General features: G+C 64.5%; 20 protein-coding genes. 4 read left to right on the top strand and 16 right to left on the bottom strand.

Features of this window, described 5'->3' with window-relative positions; all coding sequences use genetic code 11:
- Both APH36_RS21630 and cra read right to left on the bottom strand, forming a co-directional pair.
- Positions 1–497: TatD family hydrolase (locus APH36_RS21630; protein ID WP_177337120.1), on the bottom strand; the 497-nt coding region annotated here is incomplete at its 3' end.
- 2 nt (positions 498–499) lie between these two features.
- Positions 500–1495 (bottom strand): catabolite repressor/activator, encoded by a 996-nt coding sequence (gene cra, locus APH36_RS21635; RefSeq protein WP_060500166.1) that lies wholly within the window; start codon positions 1493–1495, stop codon positions 500–502.
- A gap of 362 nt (positions 1496–1857) precedes the next feature.
- On the opposite strand from cra, the gene ptsP reads away from it, so the two are divergent.
- The 3 genes from ptsP to APH36_RS21650 are packed head-to-tail and all read left to right on the top strand — an operon-like array spanning position 1858 to position 7395.
- On the top strand, positions 1858–4710 hold the full coding sequence (ptsP, locus tag APH36_RS21640; RefSeq protein ID WP_060500167.1) for a phosphoenolpyruvate--protein phosphotransferase: 2853 nt from the start codon (positions 1858–1860) through the stop codon (positions 4708–4710).
- 1 nt (position 4711) lies between these two features.
- Positions 4712–5659, top strand: a complete 948-nt coding sequence (pfkB, locus tag APH36_RS21645) for a 1-phosphofructokinase (protein WP_060500168.1) — start codon at positions 4712–4714, stop codon at positions 5657–5659.
- On the top strand, positions 5656–7395 hold the full coding sequence (locus tag APH36_RS21650) for a PTS fructose-like transporter subunit IIB (protein ID WP_060500169.1): 1740 nt from the start codon (positions 5656–5658) through the stop codon (positions 7393–7395). The genes pfkB and APH36_RS21650 overlap by 4 nt, the downstream gene beginning before the upstream one ends.
- 60 nt (positions 7396–7455) lie before the next feature.
- Here the strand turns inward: APH36_RS21650 and APH36_RS21655 are convergent, their stop codons facing one another.
- The gene (locus tag APH36_RS21655) at positions 7456–7677 is read right to left on the bottom strand and encodes a DUF3820 family protein (RefSeq protein ID WP_016713256.1); all 222 of its coding nucleotides are present in this window, start codon (positions 7675–7677) and stop codon (positions 7456–7458) included.
- 202 nt (positions 7678–7879) lie between these two features.
- On the opposite strand from APH36_RS21655, the gene APH36_RS21660 reads away from it, so the two are divergent.
- Complete coding sequence (locus APH36_RS21660; protein ID WP_060500170.1) at positions 7880–8356, top strand: PA2169 family four-helix-bundle protein; 477 nt, start codon at positions 7880–7882, stop codon at positions 8354–8356.
- Here the strand turns inward: APH36_RS21660 and APH36_RS21665 are convergent.
- From APH36_RS21665 to APH36_RS21725, 13 genes are all read right to left on the bottom strand, one after another.
- A complete protein-coding gene (locus tag APH36_RS21665; protein ID WP_060500171.1) occupies positions 8353–9843 on the bottom strand; it encodes a sensor domain-containing diguanylate cyclase in 1491 nt (496 codons plus the stop codon). The two genes, APH36_RS21660 and APH36_RS21665, sit on opposite strands and share 4 nt — an antisense overlap.
- Positions 9844–10078: 235 nt before the next feature.
- Complete coding sequence (locus tag APH36_RS21670) at positions 10079–11413, bottom strand: OprD family porin (protein ID WP_060500172.1); 1335 nt, start codon at positions 11411–11413, stop codon at positions 10079–10081.
- Positions 11414–11618: 205 nt separating this feature from the next.
- Positions 11619–11843 (bottom strand): hypothetical protein, encoded by a 225-nt coding sequence (locus APH36_RS21675; RefSeq protein WP_060500173.1) that lies wholly within the window; start codon positions 11841–11843, stop codon positions 11619–11621.
- A gap of 280 nt (positions 11844–12123) precedes the next feature.
- Positions 12124–13512, bottom strand: a complete 1389-nt coding sequence (locus APH36_RS21680) for a heavy metal sensor histidine kinase (RefSeq protein WP_060500174.1) — start codon at positions 13510–13512, stop codon at positions 12124–12126.
- Positions 13487–14161, bottom strand: coding sequence for a heavy metal response regulator transcription factor (locus APH36_RS21685; RefSeq protein WP_012270545.1), 675 nt, complete (start codon positions 14159–14161; stop codon positions 13487–13489). Before APH36_RS21685 ends, APH36_RS21680 begins: the two co-directional genes overlap by 26 nt.
- A gap of 9 nt (positions 14162–14170) precedes the next feature.
- On the bottom strand, positions 14171–17263 hold the full coding sequence (locus APH36_RS21690) for a multidrug efflux RND transporter permease subunit (RefSeq protein ID WP_060500175.1): 3093 nt from the start codon (positions 17261–17263) through the stop codon (positions 14171–14173).
- Positions 17260–18423 carry an efflux RND transporter periplasmic adaptor subunit gene (locus APH36_RS21695; protein ID WP_060500176.1) on the bottom strand — a complete coding sequence of 388 codons (1164 nt, stop codon included), beginning with the start codon at positions 18421–18423 and terminating at the stop codon, positions 17260–17262. The genes APH36_RS21690 and APH36_RS21695 overlap by 4 nt, the downstream gene beginning before the upstream one ends.
- A 221-nt stretch (positions 18424–18644) precedes the next feature.
- The gene (locus tag APH36_RS21700) at positions 18645–19379 is read right to left on the bottom strand and encodes a YkgJ family cysteine cluster protein (protein WP_060500177.1); all 735 of its coding nucleotides are present in this window, start codon (positions 19377–19379) and stop codon (positions 18645–18647) included.
- Positions 19376–19687, bottom strand: a complete 312-nt coding sequence (locus APH36_RS21705; RefSeq protein WP_060500178.1) for a hypothetical protein — start codon at positions 19685–19687, stop codon at positions 19376–19378. Before APH36_RS21705 ends, APH36_RS21700 begins: the two co-directional genes overlap by 4 nt.
- An 88-nt stretch (positions 19688–19775) precedes the next feature.
- On the bottom strand, positions 19776–20675 hold the full coding sequence (locus APH36_RS21710) for a chemotaxis protein (RefSeq protein ID WP_060500179.1): 900 nt from the start codon (positions 20673–20675) through the stop codon (positions 19776–19778).
- Positions 20676–21029: 354 nt separating this feature from the next.
- A complete protein-coding gene (locus APH36_RS21715) occupies positions 21030–22214 on the bottom strand; it encodes an HlyD family type I secretion periplasmic adaptor subunit (protein ID WP_060500180.1) in 1185 nt (394 codons plus the stop codon).
- Positions 22211–24379, bottom strand: a complete 2169-nt coding sequence (locus tag APH36_RS21720) for a type I secretion system permease/ATPase (protein WP_060500181.1) — start codon at positions 24377–24379, stop codon at positions 22211–22213. Before APH36_RS21720 ends, APH36_RS21715 begins: the two co-directional genes overlap by 4 nt.
- Entirely contained in the window at positions 24376–25812 is a 1437-nt protein-coding gene (locus APH36_RS21725; protein ID WP_060500182.1) for a TolC family outer membrane protein, read from the bottom strand. The genes APH36_RS21720 and APH36_RS21725 overlap by 4 nt, the downstream gene beginning before the upstream one ends.
- Between the last annotated feature and the right edge of the window lie 48 nt (positions 25813–25860).

Genomic DNA, 25860 nt, shown 5'->3' on the forward strand with positions numbered 1-25860 from the left:
GCCTCTTCGTAGCTGCCGGCAAACGCATGGATCACCCCCGCCCGCACCGGTTTGTAGCGCTTGAGCGTGGCAATCACTTGCGCATGGCTGCGGCGTACATGCAACAGCGCAGGCAGCTCGAAGTCGCAGGCCATCTGCAGTTGCGCTTCAAACAGGTCCTGCTGGCGGGTTTTGTCCAGGTCTTCAAGGTAGTAGTCCAGGCCAAATTCACCCACGGCGCACAGCTGTGTATCGCCGCGCAGGCGTTCCAGCCATTCGCGCAACTGAACGAGGTGCTCCGGGCGGTGCTGGTCGAGGTAGACCGGGTGCAGGCCGAGTGCCGCGAACAGGCGCTGATCGGTGCAGGCCAGGTCCCACACCCGCTGGAAATTCGCCTGGTACACCCCCAGCACCACCATGCGTTCCACCCCACGCGCCGCCGCATTGGCCAGCAGGCGCGGGCGGTCGGTGTCGAAGTCGGGGAAGTCCAGGTGGGTGTGGGTGTCAATCAGGCGCATGGTCAGGCTGCAGTGATGCGTTGCTTGAAGGTACGACCAACGGCATGCACACCCGGCTCGTAGCGCTTTTCCTCGATGGCGGCCAGTGCCAGCTCCAGCGCGGTGGCGGCAATCAGGCCATGCTGCTGGGCCATGGCATTGACCGGCAGTGGCAGGAAGTCGAGCAACTGGTTATCGCCAAAGGTGCCCAGCTGCAGTTGGCGCGAATCGGCAGGGCGCGCCTGCAGGGTATCGAACACCCCTTGCAGCAGTACGTACGAGGTCGTCACCAAGGCATCCGGCAGACCGCCCAGGTCGTCGATCAGCTGTTGCATCAGGCGCTGGCCGCACGCGCGGCTGAACGCTTCACCCTGATAGCGGCGCACTTCACCGGCATAGCCTTGCAGCGCCTCGTCGAAGCCGCCGGCACGCGCCTGGCTGACAGACAGCTCAGGGCGGGCGCCGATCAGGGCAATGCTGCGCGGGGCGGCACTGAGCAGGCTGGCGGCCAGTTGGCGGCTGGCATCACGATCGTCGCTGATCACCGAGCAGAAGTGCGCAGGGTCCAGGCGGCGGTCGATGGCGATCACCGGCAGGCCTTTGTCCTGCAAATCGCGGTAGCTGTCGTCTTCCGGTGGCAGGCAGCTGGCGACGAACAGCGCGTCGCAGCGGCGGGCACGGAACAGTTGCTGCAGCTGGCGCTCGCTGTCGGGCTGGTCGTCGCTGCTGGCGATCAGCAACTGGTAGCCACGGGCGCGGGCGCCTTGCTCCAGCTGCTTGGCAATGCGGGCGTAGCTGGGGTTCTCCAGATCCGGGAGAATGAAGCCCAGGGTGCGGGTGTGCCGGCTGCGCAGGCCAGCGGCCTGCGGGTTTGGGGTAAAGCCATGGGCTTCGACCACTGCACGCACGCGCTCGACGGTGGTGTTGCTGATGCGCTGCTGTTCAGCCTTGCCGTTGATGACATAGCTGGCTGTGGTCACGGACACACCGGCCAGGCGGGCGATATCGCTGAGTTTCACCGAATTTTCCTTGTTATTTCCGGGGCTGGCTGTAAGGCCGGACCGGGCATTTTGACCCAGCGCAGGCATCACGCGCAGACGACCATTGTCGCAATTGTCCGACAGGATGGGGCTTTTTACCGGGCAGATTATCGAGTAACGTGGCCGCCTGGTCAGATTAAACGTTTCAGCCGCCGAATTTTCTGCCTCGGCGGAACAGCTGCAAGTTGCTAGCTGCAAGCTACAAGAAGATGCGGCCTGTGCATGGTTCGCTTTTTTCATACAGCTTGTAGCTTGAGACTTGAAGCTTGTGAACTGGCCCTTCATGTGAATTTCACAACAATACTCCAGTACCCGACCGGGAACTGCAAAAGGAGAAGGTCATGCTCGAGCTCGCCAAGGAGCAGATAGCCATGGGCCAGACGGCCGCCGACAAGGCCGAGGCGTTGTGCCTGCTGGCGGACCGGCTGGTCGCTGACGGCCTGGTCGCCGAGGGTTACCTGCAAGGGCTGCAGGCCCGAGAGGCCCAAGGCTCAACGTTCCTTGGCCAGGGCATCGCCATCCCCCATGGCACGCCACAAACCCGCGATCTGGTGCATGCCACGGGCGTGCGCCTGTTGCAGTTTCCCGAAGGCGTAGACTGGGGGGATGGGCAAAGGGTCTACCTGGCCATTGGCATTGCTGCACGCTCCGATGAACACCTGCGCCTGCTGCAGCTGCTCACCCGTGCCCTGGGTGAGACCGACCTGGCCGAAGCGCTACGCCGGGCCAGCTCTGCCGAAGCGCTGCTCAAGTTGTTGCAAGGTGCGCCTCAGGAACTGGCGCTGGACGCGCAGTTGGTCGGCCTGAACGTTCCCGCTGAGGATTTCGACGAACTGGCCTGGCGCGGTGCCCGCCTGCTGCAGCGCGCCGACTGTGTCGACAGCGGTTTTGCCGCCGTGCTGCAACAGGCCGAGCCGCTGCCATTGGGCGAGGGCCTGTGGTGGCTGCACAGCGAGCGTCAGGTGCGCCAACCGGGCCTGGCCTTCATCACCCCGCAGCAGCCACTGCGTTACCGTGACCAGCCGCTCAATGGCCTGTTCTGCCTGGCCAGCCTCGGCACGGCCCATCAGGCTTTGCTTGAGCGCCTGTGCGAAGTGCTGATCGAAGGGCGTGGGCAAATGCTCTACCAGGCCACCAGCAGCCGTGCGGTACTGGAAGTGCTGGGGGGCGAGGCGCCAGCAGATTGGCCCAGTGCGCGCATCGTGCTGGCCAACCCGCATGGCTTGCATGCGCGTCCGGCCAAGGTGTTGGCGCAACTGGCCAAAGGCTTCGAGGGCGAGATCCGCGTGCGCGTGGTCGACAGTGCGCAGCCGGCGGTGTCGGTGAAGAGCCTGAGCAAGCTGCTCAGCCTGGGCGCCCGCCGAGGCCAGACGCTGGAGTTGGTGGCCGAACCGGGCATCGCCGCCGATGCCTTGCCGGTGCTGCTGGCGGCCATCGAACAGGGCCTGGGCGAAGAGGTTGAGCCGCTGGCGCAACGTGAAGCAACCATTGCCAGCGTTGCGGCCGACGTGCTGCAAGCCCCCGTGGCCGGTAGCCGTATCCAGGGCGTGGGCGCTGCCCCCGGCATTGCCAGCGGCCCGGCGCATGTGTGTGTCGAGCGTGAGTTCGATTATCCGCTACGTGGCGAATCCAGTGCTCTGGAGCGGCAAAAGCTGCGTCAGGCCATAGCGGCGGTGGACAGCGACCTGCAGGCTTTGGTGACGCGCAGCGACAAAGCCATTGGCGAGATCTTCGTCACCCACCAGGAAATGCTCGCCGACCCGGCCCTGACCGACGATGTCGAACAGCGCCTTGCCCAAGGCGAAAGTGCTGCGGCAGCCTGGATGGCGGTAATCGAAGCCGCAGCCCGTCAGCAAGAGGCGTTGCACGATGCCTTGCTGGCCGAACGCGCCGCCGACCTGCGCGACATCGGCCGCCGCGTGCTGGCGCAATTGTGCGGTGTGCAGGCCCAGGTTGAGCCGGAGCAACCTTACGTACTGGTGATGACCGAAGTCGGCCCGTCCGATGTGGCGCGGCTGGACCCAAGCCGGGTCGCCGGCATCGTCACCGCTCAAGGAGGCGCCACTGCCCACAGTGCCATCGTCGCCCGTGCGCTGGGCATTCCTGCAGTGGTGGGCGCGGGGGCTGCGGTCCTGCTGCTTGAGCCCGGCACGCCGCTCTTGCTCGATGGCCAGCGCGGCGTGGTCAACGTGGCGCCGCCGGAAGAAGAATTGCAACGCGCCCTGGCCGAGCGTGATGCCCGCGAGCAACGCCTGCAGGCCGCCTGGGCCAACCGCCTCGAACCCGCCGTGACCCGCGATGGCCACGCTGTCGAGGTGTTCGCCAACATCGGGGACAGCAATGGCATCGCCAAGGTGGTGGAGCAGGGCGCCGAAGGCGTCGGCCTGCTACGCACTGAACTGATTTTCATGGCACACCCCCAGGCCCCGGACGTGGCGACCCAGGAAGCCGAGTACCGCCGCGTGCTCGATGGCCTGGACGGGCGACCGCTGGTGGTGCGCACCCTCGATGTCGGCGGCGACAAGCCGCTGCCGTACTGGCCGATCGCCGCCGAAGAAAACCCTTTCCTCGGCGTGCGTGGCGTGCGCCTGACGCTGCAGCGCCCGCACATCATGGAAGACCAGCTGCGTGCCTTGCTGCAGGCTGCCGACAATCGCCCGCTGCGTATCATGTTCCCGATGGTTGGCCAGGTACACGAGTGGCGCGAGGCGCGGGCCATGGTCGAGCGCTTGCGTGCAGAAACCCCGGTGGCCGACTTGCAACTGGGCATCATGGTCGAAGTGCCTTCGGCGGCCTTGCTGGCGCCGCAATTGGCGCGTGAAGTGGACTTCTTCAGCATCGGTACCAACGACCTGACTCAATACACCCTGGCCATCGACCGTGGCCACCCAAGCCTTTCGGCCCAGGCCGATGGCTTGCACCCGGCCGTGCTCAGCCTGATCGACATGACCGTGCGCGCCGCCCATGCCCATGGCAAGTGGGTAGGCGTGTGCGGCGAGTTGGCGGCCGACCCGCAGGCGGTGCCTGTGCTGCTGGGGCTGGACGTTGACGAGCTCAGCGTGTCTGCGCGCAGCATCGCCGAAGTCAAGGCCCTGGTTCGCCAGGCCGATCACCAGACGGCCCGCGCCCTGGCGCGCGAGGCCCTGCAACAAGACAGCGCTGCGGCGGTTCGCGCGCTGGTGGAGCGTTTCTGAAATGGCCAAGATCCTTACCCTCACCCTGAACCCGGCGCTGGATATCACCATCGGCCTGGACACCCTGCGCCCGGGGCAAGTCAACCGCAGCCAGGTGCAACAGAGCCACGCTGCGGGTAAAGGGCTGAACGTTGCCCAGGTATTGGCCGACCTGGGGCACAGCGTGACCGTCGGCGGCTTTCTCGGGCAGGACAACCTGCAGCCATTCGAAGCGCTGATCCAGTGGCGCGGCTTTGCCGACTGCTTTGTTCGCGTGCCGGGCGAAACCCGCAGCAACATCAAGCTGGTCGAGGCCGATGGCCGCGTCACCGATATCAACGGCCAGGGCCCGGAGGTGGATGAGGCAGCGCGTAGCGCGTTGCTGCGCCGCCTGGAACAGGTCGCCCAAGGCCATGATGCGGTGGTGGTGGCCGGTAGTCTGCCGCGTGGCATCAATGCCGAGTGGTTCCGCCAGTTACTCGACCAGTTGAAGGCATCGGGCCTGAAGGTCGCGCTGGACAGCAGCGGCGAAGCCTTGCGTGCGGGCCTGCAAAGCGCACCTTGGCTGGTCAAGCCCAATACCGAAGAGTTGGGCGAGGTACTCGGCCTGGCTGTGGATAACCCGGCGCAACAACGTGCAGCCGCCGAGCACCTGCTGGCCAGCGGCGTCGAACATGTGGTGGTGTCTGCAGGTGAGCAGGGGGTCAGCTGGTTCGCCCGCGACCTGGCCGTACACGCCAGCCCACCCAAGGTGCGGGTCGCCAGCACGGTGGGGGCGGGGGATTCGCTGGTAGCCGGCATGGTCCATGGCCTGCTGCAGGGCGAGCTGCCTGCGCAGACGTTGACCCGCGCCACCGCGATTGCCGCCCAGGCCGTCACCCAGGTTGGCTTCGGCATCCGTGACCGCGAGCAACTGGCGCGTCTGGAAGCTGCCGTGCAACTGACAGAACAACAAGAGGGTTGCCGATGAACATTGCCATTGTCACCGCCTGCCCCAACGGCCAGGTGTCGAGTGTGCTGAGCGCACGCTTGTTGTCCGCCGCTGCCCAGCGGCGTGGCTGGAGTACCAGTGTCGAAGTGCAGGAGGCCGGGCACCCCGAGCGGCAACTGAGTGCGCAGCAGATCGCCGAGGCCGACTGGGTGCTGGTCGTCAGCACTGGCGCAGTGGACCTGGCCCGCTTCGTCGGCAAGCGCGTGTACCAGAGCACACCTTCCCAGGCGCTGGCCGACCGTGAAGGCTTCCTCGATGAGGCAGCCGCCAATGCCCAGCCGTTGGTGGCGGCATCAGACGCCCCAGTCGTTGTTGGCAGCGCTGTCACGCAAATCGTTGCGGTCACGGCTTGCCCGACCGGCGTCGCGCACACATTCATGGCCGCAGAAGCCTTGCTGCAAGCGGCACAGCAGATGGGCTATCAACTCACGGTCGAAACCCAGGGTTCGGTCGGGGCGCGCAATCCCTTGTCTGCCGAGGCCATCGCAGAGGCGGATGTGGTGCTGCTGGCCGCTGACATCGAAGTGCCCACTGCGCGGTTTGCCGGCAAACGGATCTACCGTTGTGGCACTGGCATCGCCCTCAAGCAAGCCCGCGCCACGCTGGACAAGGCCCTGGCCGAAGCCAAGGTGGAAAGCACCGCCGATGCCGCAGCGGCTGCCAGTACGACAAAGGGCGAGAAGACCGGTGTGTACAAGCACCTGCTGACCGGGGTGTCGTTCATGCTGCCCATGGTGGTGGCCGGTGGGCTGCTGATTGCCCTGTCGTTCGTGTTCGGCATCGAGGCGTATAAAGAGCCGGGCACCTTGCCGGCGGCGTTGATGCAGATCGGTGGCGAGGCCGCGTTCAAGCTGATGGTACCGCTGTTGGCGGGCTACATCGCCTGGTCCATCGCCGACCGCCCGGGGCTTGCGCCGGGCATGATCGGTGGCCTGCTGGCCAGCACCTTGGGGGCCGGTTTCATCGGTGGCATCGTCGCGGGCTTTCTTGCCGGTTACAGTGCCAAGGCCATTGCCCGCTGGGCACGCCTGCCTACCAGTCTGGAAGCGCTGAAGCCGATCCTGATCATTCCGCTGCTGGCCAGCCTGTTCACCGGCCTGGTGATGATCTACGTGGTGGGCCAGCCGGTGGCGGCCATGCTCGAAGGGCTTACGCACTTCCTCGACAGCATGGGCACCACCAATGCCATCCTGTTGGGGCTGTTGCTGGGGGGCATGATGTGCGTCGACCTTGGCGGGCCGATCAACAAGGCCGCCTATGCCTTCTCGGTGGGGTTGCTGGCGTCGTCGAGCTACGCACCGATGGCGGCGACCATGGCCGCCGGCATGGTGCCGCCGATAGGCCTGGGCATCGCCACTTTCCTGGCCCGGCGCAAGTTCGCCCAGAGCGAGCGCGAGGCAGGCAAGGCGGCGTTGGCGCTAGGGCTGTGCTTCATCTCCGAAGGGGCGATCCCGTTTGCTGCCAAGGACCCGTTGCGGGTGATTCCGGCCAGTGTCGTGGGTGGCGCATTGACCGGGGCGCTGTCGATGTACTTCGGTTGCAAGCTGATGGCGCCGCATGGCGGCTTGTTCGTGCTGCTGATTCCCAATGCGATCAACCATGCACTGCTTTACCTGCTGGCGATTGTGGCGGGTAGCCTGGTGACGGCGGTGGTGTATGCGGTGATCAAGAAGAGCGAGCGGGTGGAGTTGGCGGAGGCTCCTGTAAAAGGCTAGAGACTTCTGGAGGCATTACTGGCCTCTTCGCGGGCAAGCCCGCGAAGGGGCCAGCACAGGTCACCGCCGATGTTTCTGCCGCAGAGGCACCAACAGATCACCCAACCCGTTGTGGTCGATCTCATGCATCAACGCCAGCAACCCACCCAGCTCCCCCGCCGGAAAGCCCTTGCGCGCAAACCACGCCAGGTAGTCCCCCGGCAGGTCGGCAATGATCCTTCCCTGATACTTGCCAAACGGCATGGTCCGGGTCACCAGCAGTTCGAGGGTTTCCGGCTTCATCTTTGATGCACCTGGCTGTGGAAAAGCGCCGACCATACTGCAATCTGCACGAGGGCCCAAGCGGCAATCATGCAGAACGCCCTCATCAGTGTTCATCTTAATTGCATAACTTATTGAAAATAATGGAATTATTTTTTGTATAAGGCTTGGCACGAACACTGCTCCCTTACAGATGACTATCAACTGCCAAGGAGTTCGTACCATGAGCAACCCCAACAAAGACGTGATCGATGTGCTCAACGACCTGATCGAGTACAGCAAGGATGGCGAGAAAGGCTTCAAGACCTCGGCCGATGATGTGAAGAACCCAGAGTTGAAAGCGTTCTTCGTCCAGCGTGCCGGTGAGTGCGCCAATGCCGCAGGCGAATTGCAAAGCGAAGTGCGCCGTCTGGGCGGCGACCCGGAAACCTCCACCAGCATCAGCGGCGACCTGCACCGTGGCTGGGTCAACCTGAAGTCGATGGTCACCGGCAAGGATGATGAAGCGGTACTCAACGAGGTGGAGCGGGGCGAGGATCACGCGCTCAAAGCCTACAAGGAAGCCCGCGAAAAGCTGGTGAAACTGGGCCGCACCGCCAGCGACATGACCTACAGCCTGGTGGAAAAACAGCTGCAAGGCGTGCAGCGCAACCATGACCAGGTCAAGGCCCTGCGCAACGCTGCCCGCGCCCGTTCTTAAGCCTCAGGCCCCTCTACCCGGTTGCGGCCCATGGCCTTGGCCCGGTAGAGCGCTTCGTCCGCAGCGCCCAGCACCCTGGCCAGGTCGTGCTGGGTGCCGGACAGGCCGATACCGATGCTCACCGTCACCGCGTGGGCATCATCGGCAAACGGCGCTAGCGCCTCGACACTGGCGCGTATGCGTTCGGCCAGTAGTCGGGCGCCGGCCAGGTCGGTTTCCGGCAGCACCACTTGAAACTCCTCCCCGCCATAACGTGCAGCCAGGTCGGCCGGGCGGCGGATGCACGCTTCGATGGTTTTGGCCACTTCACGCAGGGCATGGTCGCCACCGGCATGGCCATGGCGCTGGTTGAACGCCTTGAAATGGTCCACATCCACCATCAGCACGGCCAGGGGCTTGCGGTTGCGTTGCGCGCGAGCCCATTCATGGCGCAGCACCTGGTCCAGGCGGCGACGGTTGGCCAGGCCTGTCAGGCTGTCGGTGGCAGCCAGGGTTGCTAGGCCTTGCTCGGCATCTTGACGGCGGCGCAGTTCGCGGCCCAGCAGCAGGGTCAGCCAGAGAATGCCCACGCAGAGCACGCCGGTAGCGACGCTGACTAGAATCGCGGTACGTCGCCACGATTGGAACACCTCGTCTGCCGAGTGAACCACCAGTACGATCAGCGGCAACTGCGCGACACGGGCAAAGGTGTAGATGCGTGAGTTGCCGTCGCTCCCGGAGCGTGCCGTGAAGTTGCCACTCTGTTCGCTGAGAATACGCTTGAAGTTGGGCCGCCCGGCATAGTTGGTGCCGATTAGTGGGTCTTGCGTGCGCGAGGGCTGGCGGGCGAGCAACTGCCCGTCGGTATTGAACAGGTTGATGCTGCTGTCGTCGCCGATGTCCAGGCGCTGGAACAATTCGCTGAAGTACGACAGGCGCAGTGCCCCTGCCGCCAGCCCGGCGAATTCGCCATTGGGGCCAGAGATACGCCGGCTGAAACTGATACACCAGTCCAGGTCGCCCAGTTTGGCCTTGAACGGCGGGCCCACCAGCAAACCGAGATTGGCGTTGTTCTGATGCGCCTTGAACACCCCGGTATCGCCGAAGTTGGCCTTGCGCGGCACGCTGCTGGTGGAGTCGCCCACTACGTTGCCTTGTTTGTCCAGCCACAGCACATCACCGCGTTTGCGGTCGACGAAGGCTTCATTGAATAGCAGGCGCTGGCGTAGCGGGCCGGGGATTTCCGGCAGTTCCTTGCGTCCGACAGCCCAGATCAGGCCCTGCAGGGACTGATCGTAGAGTTCGGCGTTGCGCAGGATGTCGCTTTCGATCAACTGAACGATGTTGTTGGACGAGCGAATGGCCGACAGCTCGACGCTATCGCGTTCACGCGCCAGCAGATAGCTGACGATGGCGACGATGGCGAGCACGGCAAGGCAACTGCCCAGATTGAGGGTCAGCTCGGGGTGCGACCTGAGGAATGCGAAACGCGGTAATCGGGTGGGCATGCTCGCTACTGCGTGGGCAGGGCCATTCGCGGCGGCGACATTTTAGGGAAGCACGGATTGTCGGACAAGATTTGTCCGACGGAATCACGGTGTGCTGTATTTCAGATTCACACCAGACCCTGTGGGAGCGGGTTCACCCGCGAACACCGGCGAAGCCGGTGCCCAACACCGCGGTGCCTTCTTCGCGGGTAAACCCGCTCCCACAGGGGTTATGTATGAAGCTTAAAAAACGGGATCAGAACACGTTCAGTGGGTAATCCACGATCACCCGCACTTCATCGTTGTCGCTGTTGCTGTCGATCGACGCATAACCCTGGCTACCACGGTGGGTGGCATAGCGCACCAGCACCGACAGGTCTTTCAGGTCACCCTCCTGGAACACGTACTTCACGTCCAGGTCACGTTCCCAGTGCATGGCGTTCTTGCCATCTTCACGGTAATAGTCGTAGTGGGTGGTGTCTTTCACCGCCTTGGTCAGGTCAGCTTCACCGCGCGAGTACGACAGCGAGGTGGTCAGGCCAGGCACGCCGACGCCGGCGAAGTCATAGTCGTACTGCAGCTTCCACGAACGCTCGTTCGGCGCGTTGAAGTCCGAGTACATGCGCGAGTTGTCCAGGTACACGCTGTCGCCCAGGTTGATGTAGTCGAACGGCGTGTTGCCGTTGACCCGCTGGTAGGCGGCGGTGACGCTGTGGAACCCGGCGTTGACGGTGAAGTGAACGCTGTAGGTGTTGTTGTCGATCTTGCCCAGCAGGGCCTGGCCGGTATCCTGGGTGTGGTAGAAGTGCACGCCCGGGTTCAGGCTGACCAGGTCGTTGACCACGTAGGTGTAGTCGAAGTCAGCGTAGTACTGGTTCCAGATGTCCTTCAGCTCGGCGGCGTACAGGTTGGCGGTGATGTTTTCGGTACCGCTCCACGACGCGCCGGCCCAGTTCAGGTGCTTGCTCTTGTCGTGTTCGTTCAGCGCGCCGTAGTAGGTGTCGATACGGCGATGGCCGCTCTGGTTGTACGGGTGGGTGAAGCTCACCTGGCCGCCTTCGAGCAGCAGGCCGTCGATGCTGGTGTTGGTCAGGCTCACGCCACGGAAGGTCTGCGGCAGCATGCGGGTTTCGCCGCCAGCGATCACCGGGTTGGTCAGGAACAGGTCACCGGCTTTCAGCTCGGTGTCGAAGGCTTTCAGCTTGACTGCAGCGCCCGCCGTGGAGAACGAGTGCGGGGCAGCGCCCAGCTCGCCGTCATCCTTGATATGCTCGGGCAGGATGCTGGTGCCGGCATGGCCGCCACCGCCGTCGAGCTTAAGGCCCAGCATGGCATGGGCGTCCAGGCCAACGCCGACCACACCCGGGGTGTAGCCCGACTCGAAGCGCGCAACCGCGCCCTGGCCCCACTCGCGGGTGTCGCGCACGCCGGCGTTGTGGTTGTCGCGGTTGAAGTAGGCATTACGGAAATGCAGGTTGAAGGACGACCCTTCGATGAAGCCATCAGCCTTGTCTTCATCTGCCTGGGCGGCGAAAGGGATCGTTGCAGTCAACGCAATGAACAGCGGGGTAAAACGAAACGCGGAAGGCACCGGTACTAGCTCCTTTGGTGTGACGGTGGGGCAGTTTTTATTTTTGAATGTGCGTCTTTCTTATAAGTAGACGTTACAGCCGGGCTGAGCGTTAAAGCACATAAAAAAAGCCGCTGATTGGCAGCGGCTTTAAAAGGCTAACATATCGGCACCGGTGGTGCCCATGGCGTAGCCAAGGGAAATCTGGAGCAGCGACAGCGCTTGATCAGCTGTCGGCATTGGCATCGACAGAAACTTTGGAAGCTGTCTGTTTTGCATCTTTGGCGGCGTCAGCCTTGTTTGCAGCTACAACGTCGCGGGCTTCTTGGTGGACGGCGGCGAGCTCTGCATTACGGGTGACGAAAGCGCTGGATTCTTCGGCCATGGCCAGGGGCGACAACAACAGGGAAGACAGGACGAAGACGCTGGCAATACCCATACTGTTGGACATTTGAAACTACCTTCTTGCGGTGCAAGTGCTAATGAGGACGGGGGTAAAGTTAGTCCTTTCAATGCACTGGAAACAGACCTGAGTGCGATAAGCACTGTTGCGCAAAAGGTAACGATCTATGAAAAACCAATAGGACTTTCGCCGCAAATCCGCAGTCTAGAGCGCTTTCACGGTTCTCTGTGGGAGCGGGCGAGCCCGCGAAGCAGGCACCGCAGTGTATGGCACGGGCTTCGCCCGTGTTCGCGGGCACGCCCGCTCCCACAGGGACCGCGTTCTGCAGTCAGGTATGGATCGGCAAGCGAATACCGAAGGTATTGGCCCCCGCTGCACTGCGCACAAACACCTCTCCCCCATGCATCAGCGCAATCGCCTTGACGATGGCCAACCCCAACCCATGGTTACCCCCACCGCTGTTGCTGCGCGCCGCATCCACCCGGTAGAAGCGCTCGAACAGCAACGGCAGGTGCTCATCGTCAATCGCCGGCCCCGGGTTGCTCACGGCGATGCTGACCTGCTCCGGCCCGGCATCGATCTGCACGCGGATCTCTTGGTGCGGCGCCGTATGCTGCACGGCGTTGTTCAGCAGGTTGATCAACGCCCGGCGTAGTTGGGCTTTTTCGATGGGGGCGTGAGCATCGCCGCTTACGTTCACGCTGACCTGTGCGTCTTCGAGGATGTAGTCCAGGTAGTCGAGCGTGGTCGCCACTTCCTCGGCCAGCGAGGCCTGGGTCAGGGCAGTGGCCTTGCTGCCTTGGTCGGCACTGGCCAGAAACAGCATGTCGTTGATGATGCTGCGCAGGCGCTCCAGCTCTTCCAGGTTGGATTGCAGCACTTCGAAATAATGCTCGGCGCTGCGGCCTCGGGTGAGCGCGACCTGGGTCTGGCCGATCAGGTTGGTGAGTGGGGAGCGCAGTTCATGGGCAACGTCAGCATTGAAGGCTTCCAGCCGCGAGTAGGCCTGGCTGACACGGTCGAGCGCAGCGTTGAAGGCGCCGGCAAACTGCGCCAGTTCCGGGGCCAGCGCGTGGGTCTTCAAGCGCCCGTCCAGGCGTGGCGGGGCCAGGGCCTGGGCCTCGTTGGACAACGCCAGCAACGGGCGCAGGCCAATGCGCGCCACCCAGTAGCCCAGCACTGAGGCCAGCAGTACGCCAAGCACCGCCAACCCGACAATCGCCACCAGCAGGCTGTGCTGCGCCTGCCAGAAGGTTTCGGTGTCGATGCCGATCAGAAAGCGTAGCGGTGGCCGCTCGCCCAGTGCTGGCAGTTCGCTGACCAGCACCTTGTAAGGGTAGGGGCGGTCCGGCAGGCGCAGGTCGCGCATACCCTGCGGGCCTTCGGCGAAGGCGCGTACCAGCTCGCTGGGGTGGCCGTACTCGTAGGCCGGGTTGCTGCTGACCACCCAGAAGCGGATGCGTTTGTCTTCTTCGCTCAGCAGGTTGAGCTTGTTGTTGATCTTGGCCCAGTGGTCTGGCGTGCCGAAGCGGTTGAGGGTGGATTCGAGCACGCTGAAGCGTGCGTCCAGTTCGGCTTGCGGCAGCAAGTCCAGGCTGTGGTCGACCTGGCGGTAAAGTGCCGAGCCGATCAACACGAACACGCCCAGTGCGACCAGGATGAACAGCGCCGACAGACGCAGGGCGATGGAATTACCCCGCACGGTTTTCCAGGACATAGCCCATGCCTCGGATGGTGTGCAGCAGCTTGTTGTCGAAAGGCCCGTCCAGCTTGGCGCGCAGGCGCTTGATCGCCACTTCCACAACGTTGGCATCGCTGTCGAAGTTGATGTCCCAGACCAGCTCGGCAATCGCCGTCTTCGACAGGATTTCACCCTGCCGCCGGGCCAGTACGCTCAGCAGCGAGAACTCCTTGGCAGTCAGGTCCAGGCGCTGGCCGGCGCGGGTGGCCTTGCGCGCCATCAGGTCGATCCACAGGTCTGCCACCTGCACCTGGAGCGGTTCGTGGCTGCTGCTACGGCGGGTAAGGGCCTGAAGACGGGCGACCAGTTCAAGAAACGAGAACGGCTTGCCCAGATAGTCGTCGGCACCCTCACGCAGGCCGTGGATGCGGTCTTCGACCCGTTCGCGAGCGGTCAGCATGATCACCGGCGTCTGCTTGCGCGCGCGCAAGGCGCGCAGCACGCCATAGCCATCCAGGCCGGGCAGCATCACATCCAGCACGATCACCGCGTAGTCGCCTTCCAGGGCCAGGTGCAGGCCGTCGATGCCGTCCCGCGCCAGGTCCACGGTAAAGCCCTGTTCGCTCAGGCCACGATGCAGGTAGTCGGCGGTTTTTTCTTCGTCTTCGATGATCAGCACACGCATGGTCTTGTCCTAGCTGGTACTTGGCGCTGCCGCACGGGCAGCTTGGCGGCGATGGAACAGGCGCTCCAGGGCCAAGTATATGACCGGGGTGGTGAACAGCGTCAGGGCCTGGCTCACCAGCAGGCCACCCACCACTGCAATGCCCAGTGGCTGACGCAACTCGGCACCGGTGCCGAAACCGAACATCAGCGGCACCGCGCCGAGCAAGGCGGCCAGGGTGGTCATGATGATCGGACGGAAGCGCGTCAGGCACGCTTGATGAATCGCCTGTTCCGGCGTCAGGCCCTGATGACGCTGGGCTTCAAGGGCAAAGTCGATCAGCAGGATGCCGTTTTTCTTGACGATGCCGATCAGCAGCACCACGCCAATCAGCCCCATGATGCTGAAGTCCTGGCCCATGGCCCACAGCAATATCAGCGCACCCAGGCCGGCCGAGGGCAGGGTGGAAATGATGGTCAGCGGGTGGACGAAGCTTTCGTACAGCACGCCGAGGATGATGTACACCGCCACCAGCGCGGCCAGGATCAACCACGGTTGGCTCGACAGCGAACTCTGGAACGCCTGGGCCGCACCCTGGAAGTTGCCGCTGATGGTGTCGGGCATGCCCAGCTCCCGCTGGGTGCGGTCGAGGATGCTTACTGCATCACCCAGTGCCACGCCGGGGGCCAGGTTGAACGACAGGTTGGCCGCCGGGAACAGGCCGTCGTGGCTGATCGACAGCGGCCCGGTGCTGGGCGGCGCCACGTGGGCGACGGCCGACAGTGGCACCATCTCGTTGCTCAGCGGCGAGCGCAGGTAGAAGTAGTTGAGGCTCTCGGCCTTGCCACGTTGTTGCGCATCCAGTTCAAGGATCACCTTGTACTGGTTGGTGTCGGTCTGGAATTCGCTGATCTGCCGCTGGCCGAAGGCATCGTACAGGGCCTGGTCGACATCGGTGGTGGTCAGGCCGAAGCGCGCGGCGGCCTGGCGGTCGATGTCGATGCGGGTAACGCTGGCGCCCAGTTGCAGGTCGTTGGACAGGTCGCGGAACGCCGGGCTTTCCCGCAGCCGGTCAGTCATGCGCTGGGTCCACAGGTTCAGGGCCTCGCCGTCGTTGCTCTTGAGCACGTACTGATACTGGGTGCGGGACGGGCCGGAGCTGAGGTTGATGTCCTGGCCGGCGCGCATGTACAGGACAATGCCCGGTACCTGGGCCAGCTTGGGCCGCAGCCGGTCTATCAGTTCGCTGGCCGACACATCGCGCTCGCCGCGCGGCTTGAGGGCGATCCAGAAACGGCCGTTGGCGATGGTCTGGTTGCTGCCGGTAACGCCCACCGAATGGGAGAACGCGCGCACGGCCGGGTCTGCTCCGATGATTCTGGCCAGCGCCTGATGCTTCTCGATCATCGACGGGTACGAGACATCCGCCGCCGCTTCGCTGGTGCCCAGAATGAAACCGGTGTCCTGCAACGGGAAGAAGCCCTTGGGGATGGCCACGTAGCCAGCCACCGCCAACGCCAGGGTCACGCCAAACACACCCAGGGTCAGGCGCTGGTGGGCGAGGGCGCGGTTCAGACCCTTTTCGTACCACTTGACCAAGCGTTCGCCAAAGCCGCCCTTGTGTTCAGCGGGTGGGCGGCGCATGAACAGCGCGCACAGGGTTGGCGCCAGGGTGAGCGAAACCACCACCGAAATCAGGATGGTGGCCGTGGCGGTCAGGGCAAACTCTTTGAACAGCCGCCCGACCACACCGCCCATGAACAGCAGCGGAATGAATGCGGCAATCAGCGAGAAACTGATCGACACCACGGTAAAGCCGATTTCCCCGGCGCCCTTGAGCGCCGCCGTTCGGCTATCATCGCCGGCTTCCAGGTGGCGGTGGATGTTCTCCACCACTACGATGGCGTCATCGACCACGAAACCCACCGAGATGACGATGGCCACCAGGGTGAGGTTGTTCAGGCTGAAACCGAGCACGTACATCAGTGCGCAACTGGCGATCAGCGAAACGCCGAGCACGCTGGATACCACCATGGTCGCCGACCACTGGCGCAGGAACAGCGCCATCACCCCGATGACCAGGGCCACGGCGATCATCAGGGTCAGTTCGACTTCATGCAGCGAGGCGCGGATGGTCTGGGTACGGTCTTGCAGCACCGACACTTCGACCGAGGCCGGCAGCATCTCTTGCAGCTTGGGCAGGGCGGCCAGCACGCGGTCCACGGTATCGACGATGTTGGCGCCGGGCTGGCGGAAGATCACCAGGTTCAGCCCTAGCTGGTCGCCGGACCAGGCTTTGACGTAGGCGTTCTCGGCGCCGTTGATCACCTTGGCCACGTCCTCCAGGTGCACAGGGGCGCCGTCGCGGTATGAGACGATCAGTTGCGCGTAGTCCTCGGGGTGGAACAGCTGGTCGTTGGCGGCGATGGTCGACACGCTGTGCTCGCCGTACAGCGCGCCCTTGGCCAGGTTCAGGCTGGTCTGTTGGATGGCCTGACGCAGGTCGGCCAGGGTCAGGCCGATGGCGGCCAGCTTCTCGGGCTGCGCCTGCACGCGGATTGCCGGGCGCAGCTGGCCGGTGATGTTGATCAGGCCCACCCCGTCGATCTGGCTCAGCTGGCGGGCCAGCAGGGTTTCGGTGTAGTCGCTGAGGTCGTTGCCGGGCATCTGGTCAGAGCTGACCGTCAGCACCAGCACTGGGCTGTCGGCCGGGTTGACCTTGCGCCAGGTCGGCGGGTTGGGCAGGTCTTGCGGCAGGCGGGCGGTGGCGGTGTTGATTGCGGCCTGCACTTCCTGGGCAGCGGTGTCGATGTTCTTGTCGAGGGTGAACTGCAGGATCAGGGTGGTCGACCCCAGCGCGCTGCTGCTGGTCATCTGGGTCATGCCGGGGATGGCGCTGAACTGCACCTCCAGCGGCGTGGCCACCGATGAGGCCATGGTTTCCGGGCTGGCGCCGGGCAGCTGGGCAGTCACCTGGATGGTCGGGAAGTCTGCCTCCGGCAACGGCGCCACCGGCAAGCGCGGGAAGGCGATGGCCCCCAGCAGCACCAGGGCGAAGGTCAGCAGCAGGGTGGCGATGGGGTGGTCGATGCACCAGGCGGAAACACCGTTGCGCGTGTTCATGGCTGGCTCCGGCGGTCGGCCATTTCCGACGGCGCAGGAGCATCAGGCGTGACCTCGACCCGCGCGCCCGGCTTGAGCCTTGACTGGCCATCAAGCACCAGGCGCTCGCCTGGCTTGACCCCGGCAATGATGTTCAGCCCGCTGTCCTGGTACAGCACCTTCACCGGCACGCTGGTGACCTTGTCGCCGTCCAAGCGGTAGACGAAGTGCCCGTCGACGCCGCGCTGCACCACCGGTGGCGGCACCACCAGGGCGTTTTCTTCCACGGCGGTGCGCAGGCGAAGGGTGACCAGCTGGCCCGGCCACAGGTGGCCGTCCTTGTTGTCGAACTCGGCTTTTACCCGCACGGTACCGGTGGTGCCGGAAATCTGGTTGTCGATCAGTGCCAGGTGGCCTTCGCCGAGCAGGCTGCGGTCGCCGTCGGCGTCCATGTAGGCCTGCACCAGCGCCGGGGTGGGTGCCTTGAGCAGGCTTTGCAAGGTTGGCAGCATCTGCTGCGGCAGGGCGAATTCGACGGCGATGGGGTCGATCTGGGTGACGCTGAACAAGCCTTGGGTGTCGCTGGTGCGTACCAGGTTGCCCGGGTCGACATTACGGATGCCGACGCGCCCGGTGACAGGTGAACGGATCTGCGTGTAGGAAAGCTGGACCTCGGCGTTGGCGATGGCCGCCTGGTTGCCTTTGACCGTGGCCTGCAACTGGTTGACCAGCGCCTGTTGCTGGTCGAGGGTTTGCTTCGAGACGCCGTCATCGCTGCTGAGCAGGCGGTAGCGCTTGAGGTCGACGCCAGCCACCTGGATCTGTGCCTGGCTCTGGCCGAGCTGGGCGCGGGCCTGGTCGAGGCTGGCGCGGATGCTGCGGTCGTCGAGGGTGGCGAGCAGGTCGCCTTCCTTGACCCACTGGCCTTCCTTGACCAGCACCTGGGTGAGTACACCTTCGACTTGTGGCCGTACTTCAACACTGTGCAGTGACTGAACTGTTCCGATGGCGCTGGCGTAGCGCGGCACGTCTTGCTGGGCGACGCTGACCACGCGCACGGGGATGGCCGCCTGCGCACGGGCAGCGGGTGCAGGCTGGCGCTGGCTGTACCAGCTGCCCGCGACCACCAGGACAAGAAGCGCCAGGGCAGCGAGGATGACAGAGCGGGACGGACGTCGCATCGGTGCGGGCACCTTGGCCAGAGGGGAGGGAACGGTAGTCTGTACTCAATTTTATAGCCCCCGAACCGGGTCGGCAGCGTGACCGCTGGCTGACAGCGCTGTCAGTTTCGGGCCTTAAGGTCAGTGCGCCACTGGCTTGTGTGAAAGTTTGCGCGATTCCTGTGGGAGCGGGCACGCCCGCTCCCACAATTACCGTGTATGCCTTTTCGCAGTGAGTCAGGCTAGAAGCCAATGAACGCGTAATACACCGGAGTTTCGCTGGTAGTGCGCAAACCAAGCCCCTGCAAGCTCGCGACCAGCGCCTCATCCTGCACATGCAAGGTCCACTGTCCCCCGTCATCCCCATGCACCTGCGCCAGCGCAGTGGCAAACGCCCCCATGTCCGGCAGGTAAGCCGTAAAACCATTACCCTTGAGCGCACTGGTGGTCATGCCCAGCGCCTGGCACACCGCCACCTTAGCCGCAATGTCATCCCGGTCGGCCTGCCGCGAGGCTTGTACCAGCGCTTCCAGCTCCGCATCGACCAGTTGCGTACCGTGGATCAGTTCCGGCCCCTGCTGCCAGGCTTCTGCCGGGCAGTCCTTGTTGTCCGGGCGCAGCGGAATGTGTGGGTTGATTTCCACCGGGTAGATGCGACAGACCAGCGGGCGCTGGTCGTAGATGGTGCAAAGGTCGTTGTCGTCGAGGTTGCGGCAGCGCCCGGGGTTGAAGGCGGCAAAGGTCACCGACACGCGTGCTTCGCCGTCGCCGCAGTGCACGGGATGGGAGCGGCGCAGTACATGTTCGCGCTGATCAGCCGGCATGCCGGGGCCGTCGGTGATGAACGCCTCGATCAGCACCACTACCTGACCGGCATCGTCCGCCCAGCGTCGCGCTTCATCAAGCGTCAACGGTACATGGTGGCCCGTGCAGCACTTGCCGCAACCGGTACAGCCGAATCGCAAGCTGTCGCTCACTTGGCCTCCGGGCTCCACTCGCTGACAAAGGCACGCTGGTGCTGGCGATCGTACAGGCACAACTCGGTGCCGGTGCGCTGCTGCATGTGCTTCTGTGGGTACACGCCTTCGATCAGCAGGGCGTTCATGCCCACCTGGTCATCGAACTCGGCGGGCTTGCCACGGGCGTGGGCGTCCTTGAACTGGCTGGCAGCCAGGCAGGCCTTGAGCATCTGTTGGCGCTGCTCGTTCCAGGCCTGGCTGCTGGAGGCCTGTGCGCTACCGCTGAAAAGGACGCAGCTGATCAGGATGGAGCTGAAGAACTTCATACGCGGTTCCGGCAGTTTTTTTACGAGGGGCGCGAATTATGCCCGACTCACCCCCGGCGGCAAGCCGGGGAAGTTGTCGCTGAATATATCAGCGCTCGGTGAACACCACGGTACGCGCGGCCACCACCAGACAATCGGTCAGCTCCGGTGAGGAGAACTTGGTAAGGATGGCGTTGGCCCCGGCCTGGGTTGCCTTTTCGCTGCTCATGGCGCTGTCCAGCGAGGTGTGCAGCAGCACGTAAAGGTGCTGGAAATCGGGGGTTTCGCGCAGGGTGCGGGTGAAGGCGTAGCCGTCCATTTCGCTCATTTCGATGTCGGAAACGATGATGTTGATCTCCTGCGACGTACCCTGCAGTTCCAGCAACACGTTAATGGCGTCTTTGGCGCTGCGCGCAGTGTGGCATTCGATGCCCAGGTTACGCAGGGTGTGCACTGACTGCTGCAGGGCTACCTGGCTGTCGTCCACCACCAGGATATTGGCGGCGGCCAGCAGGCTGGCGTCTTCTTCGCTCAAGGTGCCATGGGGCGGTTCGGCCACGGGTGGGGCGATGGCATGGATGACTTTTTCGATGTCCAGCACCTGCACCAGGGTGTTGTCCACCCGGGTTACGCCGGTGATGAACGAGCGGTTGCCTGAACCAAAGGGCGGCGGTTTGATGTCGGTGCTCAGGCAATGCACGATGCGGCTGACCGCCTGCACATGCAGGCCTTGGCGCGACCGGCTGATCTCGGTGACGATCAGGCAGCCGGCGTCCGGGTCGGCAAGAGGTCGCTCGCCAATGGCGCGGGACAGGTCGATGACCGACAGCGAATGGCCGCGCAGGGTCGCCACGCCTTTTACGTGGGGATGCGCCTCGGGCAGCTTGGTCAGCGGCGGGCAGGGGATGATCTCGCTGACCTTGAGCAGGTTGATTGCCATCAGCTTGCCGCTGCGCAGGGTGAACAGCAGCAGGGACAGCGAGTCCGCGCGGGCATTTTGCGTGGCCATGGTGACCTTCGGTGGGGAACGGGGGATAACCGGTTATCGGCCCTTTGGTGGATGGCTTTAGGGTGGTGATGGAAGTTGATGGGTTCGCCTTTTTTTTTTGTTGTCGACTCGACCGAGCGCCGCCCGCGCGGCGCATCGCGAGCTGCGCTCGCTCCTACGTTTTTTTCGGGCCAGTTATGGCTGTGCCAGGCCCGCGCGCCCGCCTTGTTTGTACGACACGATATCGAGCCATGCGCCAAGGCGTTCGCGCACAAATCCCACAGAAAAAATTGGCCGGAAACAAACGTAGGAGCTCGCGATGCGCCGCGCGGGCGGCGCTCGGTCGCACCAGCAACACAAAAATCATGTCGTACTCTAGCGTTCGCGCAGGGCCTCCCTGGCCCGGTTCAGTGGCTTGATCAGGTAATCCAGAATGGTCTTCTCCCCGGTGCGGATATCCACCGTGGCCACCATCCCCGGTACAATTGCAAAGTGCTTGCCGGCCTTGTTCTGCAAGCTGTCCTGCTCGGTACGGATGAACACCCGGTAGTAGTAGATCTCGGGCTTCACTTCATCCTGCAAGGTGTCCGGCGAAATGCCCACCACCTTGCCATCCAGCCCGCCGTACACCGAATAGTCATAGGCACTGATCTTGACCTTGGCCGCCTGGTCCGGGTGGATGAAGGCAATGTCACGCGGGGCGATGCGGGTTTCGATCAGCAGGCGTTCGTCCATCGGCACGATCTTCATCACCTGGCCCCCGGGCTGCACCACGCCACCCAGGGTGTTGACCTCGATGTCCTTGACGATGCCGCGCACCGGCGAACGCAAGGTCAGGCGGGTAAGCGAGTCGCTGCGCCCGCGCACCACTTCCGACAGGCTGTCGGCCTCGGCGCTGGCTTTGGCCAGTTCTTCCCGGGCCCGCACCAGGTAGTCGGAGCGGGCTTCGTTGGCTTTCAGTTCAAGCTCTGAACGCTGGCGGTTAAGGCGGATCACTTCAACCCGGCTGGAAGCGCCCATCTTGGCCAGGTTTTCGGTGATCTTCAGTTCGCTGCGCACCAGTTGCAGTGAGTCCTGGATGCCCGCCAGGGTTTGCTCCAGACCGCGGCGGCGGGTCTGGTAAAGCGCGGTTTCGGCGTCGATCAGTTCGGGCGAGTCGCGCAGGCTGTCGGGGAAGGTCAGCGGCTTGCCGGTTACCTCCGCCTGCAGGCGGGCCTGGCTGGCCTTGGCGGCGCGGTACTTGGCTTCACTTTCGCCAACGCTGGAGGAGGTTTTGGTCGGGTCGAGCTGTGCCAGCACCTGGCCGCGCTCGACCAAGTCGCCTTCGGCCACGCTCATCTGCGCCACGATACCGCCCTCGAAGGACTGGATCACCTGCTCCCGCGAGCTGGGGATGACCTTGCCGGTGCCGGTGGACACCTCGGTCACCTCGAACCAGGCGGCCCAGGCCAGGAACGCGGCCAGCATCACTGCGCAAATCGTGATGATACGTCCGGCGCGGAACACCGCCTGGTCGTCCTGCCCATCCAGATAGGAGGCCGGAAGTTCATGGTTGCTCATGCCTGGGCTCCTTGCAGTTTGGCCAGCGCGGCATCGCGCGTGTCATCGATGACAATGCGCCCGCCGTCGAGCACCAGGATGCGGTCGACCCGTTGCAGTACGCTCAGGCGGTGCGTGGCGATCACCAGGGTGCGGCCCTGGCAGAAGCGTTCGAGGTTATCCAGCAGCTTGCGCTCGGTCATGTCGTCCAGCGAGGCGGTGGGTTCGTCCAGCAGCAAAACCTGTGGCTGGCGCACCAGCAGGCGCGACAGCACCAGGGCCTGGCGCTGGCCGCCCGACAAACCCAGGCCACCTTCCAGAATCAGGTGGTCCATGCCCTTGGGCAGGCGGCGCACGAAGTCCAGTGCGCCGGTGGCCGCCAGCGCGGCCACCAGTTCCTGGTCGCTGGCCTGGCCGGCGCCCAGGGTGAGGTTTTCCCGCAGGGTGCCGTGGAACAGCCGAGCGTATTGCGGCAGCAGGCCGACGTCACGGCGCAGGTCGGCAGGGTCGAGGTGGGCCATCGCGATGCCGTCCAGGCTGACTTCGCCTTGCACCAGGTCCATGGCCCCGCCCAGGGCTTGCAGCAGGGTCGACTTGCCGGCGCCATTGCGCCCGAGCACGGCAATGCGCTCGCCCGGTTGGATGTCCAGTTGGCCGATATTCAGTACCGGTGGCGATTCTTCGCTGTAGCGGAAGTTGGCCTGGCGCAGGCGGTACTCGCCACGAATGGCTGGCAGGTGTACGCGGGCCTCGCCTTCGGGGTGGTCGACCGGGGACTGCATCAGCTTGTCCAGCCCTTGCAGGGCCACCTTGGCCTGCTGCCAGCGGGTCAGTACATGGGTCAGTTGCGCCAGCGGTGCCATCATCCGTGACGACAGCATCGACGCCGCCACCAGGCTACCGGTGGTGAGGTCGCCGGCGATCACCATGGGCGCGCCGATCACGATGACCACGGCAAACACGGCGCCCTGTACGTTCTGCGTCCAGGTCACCAGGCCATTGGTGAGGGTGCGCAGGCGCAGGTTGGTGTGGGCGCAGGCCGCGTTGTACTGGTTCCATTGCCGCTCGAAGCGCGCTTCGGCTTGCAGTGCCTTGATTTCGTCCAGGCCCTGGATGCTTTCCACCAGCATGGCGTTGCGCAGCGCCGACTCGCGCATGGAGGCGTTGGCCAGCCGCGCCAGGCGCCGCTGTGCCAGCACCCCGGGCACTACCATGGCCAGCAGTGCGACCAGCGGGATGAACACCAGCACACCGCCGATCAACCAGAACACCAGCAGGAACAGCAGGAAGAACGGCAGGTCGGCCAATACCGTGGCCGTGCTGGAGGTGATGAGGTCGCGTATCGATTCCAGCTCGCGCAGTTGCGAGATGAACGACCCTGTGGACTTCGGCCGCACCGAGTTGCGCAGGCGCAAGGCATGCCCGTAGACCAGGTCGCTCACCCGCAGGTCGGCGCGCTTGCCGAGCAGGTCGGTCACCTTCAGGCGCAGCAGGCGCATGCTGAAGTCGAACACCAACGCCAGCACCACACCGCCAAACAGCACGTACAGGGTGGGCAGCGATTCGGCCGGGATTACCCGGTCATACACCTGCATCGAGAACAGCACCCCCGCAAGGGCCAGCACGTTAGCCACCAGCGAGGCGACCATCACTTGCCCATACGGGCGCAGGTCGCGCAGCACGATGCGGGCGAACCAGTGGCGGTCGTAGGGCGCGGTGTAGTCGTCGGTGCGCACGTCGCGCAGCGGCCGCGCCGGGCGCAGCAGGGCGACACGGTTAATGCGGCCTTTGAGGCTGTCACGCGGCAGGCGTGAGGTCAGGCCCTGGTCGCCGGCAAATACCACCGCCAGGTCGTCCTCTTCAGTGACCGACTCGACCACCGCCAGCTGGCCATCGTCCAGCTCCAGCACCAACGGGGTTCGCCATTGCCGCAAGCCCTTGGCATCGAAGCGCACGAAGCGCAGGGCCAGGCCAGCCTGGCGCGCCATGTGGCGGAGGATTTCGTCCAGCGGGCGGGCGTCCTCGACGGCGGCCAGGCGAATGCGTTGTGGCGACACGTCCAGGCGGTAGTGATGCGCTACTTGCAGCATCACCTCCAGCCATGGCCCAAGTTCTGGCCGGTGAGCCGCTTCGGGCGCAGCAGCGGGCGCTTGGTTGGGCAGGGTCACATTGATGGAATCGGTCATGGCTGGATCTCCACCCCTTGCAGGTTGCGCCCCTCAAGGCCAAAGGCCGTGCGCAGGGCGCCGGTGTTGTACAGGCAGTCGACATCCAGGCGCAGCAGGTCGGAGCGGGTGCCGGCGAGTTCGAAGCGTGACTGGTAGATCTCCTGCTCGGCGTTGAGCAGGTCGAGCAGGGGCCGCGTGCCCAGGTCCAGGTACTGTCGGCCGTAGAGCATGCGCGCCTCCTGGATGCTGACCTGGCGTGCCTCCAGCGACGTCAGCCGTCGCCCGAGCCCGGAGGTTTGCGCCATGGCCTCGGCCAGGCCGCGACGGGCCTGCAGGCGTGCCGCATCCTCGGCAGAGTCGGCGGCGGTCAGCGCATGGCCGGCAGCGCGGGTGCGGGCGCTGATGGCGCCGCCCTGGTAGATGGGCACTTCGACGTTCAGGTAGATGCCGGCCTGGGTGCGGTCCAGGCGTGCGTTGTCGCGGTTGTAGTCGTCGTCCAGGTAGTGGTTGACCTGGGGTTGCAACGACAGGGTCGGGTAGGCTTCGGCCTTGGCCTGGGCCAGTTCGGCCTGACCTTGGGCGCGCTGGGCCAGGGCCATCAGCACGGCGGGCAGGCGGTCATCGCCCTGCGAGGGCCGTTTGCAGGCCTGGTTCAGCTCGGGCGGTGCTTGCTCGGTCAGCGCTGGCGGGGTAACGCGCCCCATCAGGGCCGCCAGGGTGGAACGCCAACGTTCGTATTGCGACTGGTATTCCTCCAGCGTGGCGCGGGCGCTTTCCACGCGGGACTCGGCTTGCACCACGTCGGAGCGGGTGCTGGCGCCCATGTCGCTGCGCTGGCGGGCCATCCTGGCAATGTCGCCGACCCCGCGAATCTGGTCGCGGGCGATAGTCATCAGTTGTTCGTAGCGTCGGGTTTCGATCCAGGCGTAGGCCGTGTCGCGGGCCAGTTCGTCGACCACCAGCAGGATGTTGGCCTGGGCACGGGCGGCGGCGGCCTGGGCCGCGCTGACGGCATTGTCGACCTTGCCGAAGTCGTAGAGCATCTGCTTGAGCGACAGGTTCAGTGCCTGGCTGTTCCGGTCACCGCCGTAACCGGTGTCATAACCGGTGCGGATACCGCCGGAAATCTGCGGGTAATACCCCGCACGGGCGACGTTGATGCCTTCACCCTGCTTGTACAGGTTGCCGATGGCTTCGGCGATGCTGGGGTGCCATTGCGCGGCTTGCAGCACCGCGTCGGTCAGCCCCAGGCGCTCGCCACTGGCCACTGGGGCCATGCCGATAGCGGGGCGGGCGGGCACCGCTTCGGGCGCATCGCGTAGCAGCGATGGCCCGATCTGGCGCAGTTGTGGGTCGATGTCGTCGGCTGCCTGGGCGGCCGGGTGGAAGTTCAGCACCAGGAACCCGAAGGCGCCCAGCAACAGCGGTGACAGCGGACTGCTTCGCTTCACATAGTTCCCTTACTTGCTGGTCGTCCATGCCGCCGGGCGCGTGCCCGG

Origin of the sequence: Pseudomonas sp. NBRC 111133 (genome assembly GCF_001320605.1) — a bacterium.
GTDB classification, from domain to species: domain Bacteria; phylum Pseudomonadota; class Gammaproteobacteria; order Pseudomonadales; family Pseudomonadaceae; genus Aquipseudomonas; species Aquipseudomonas monteilii.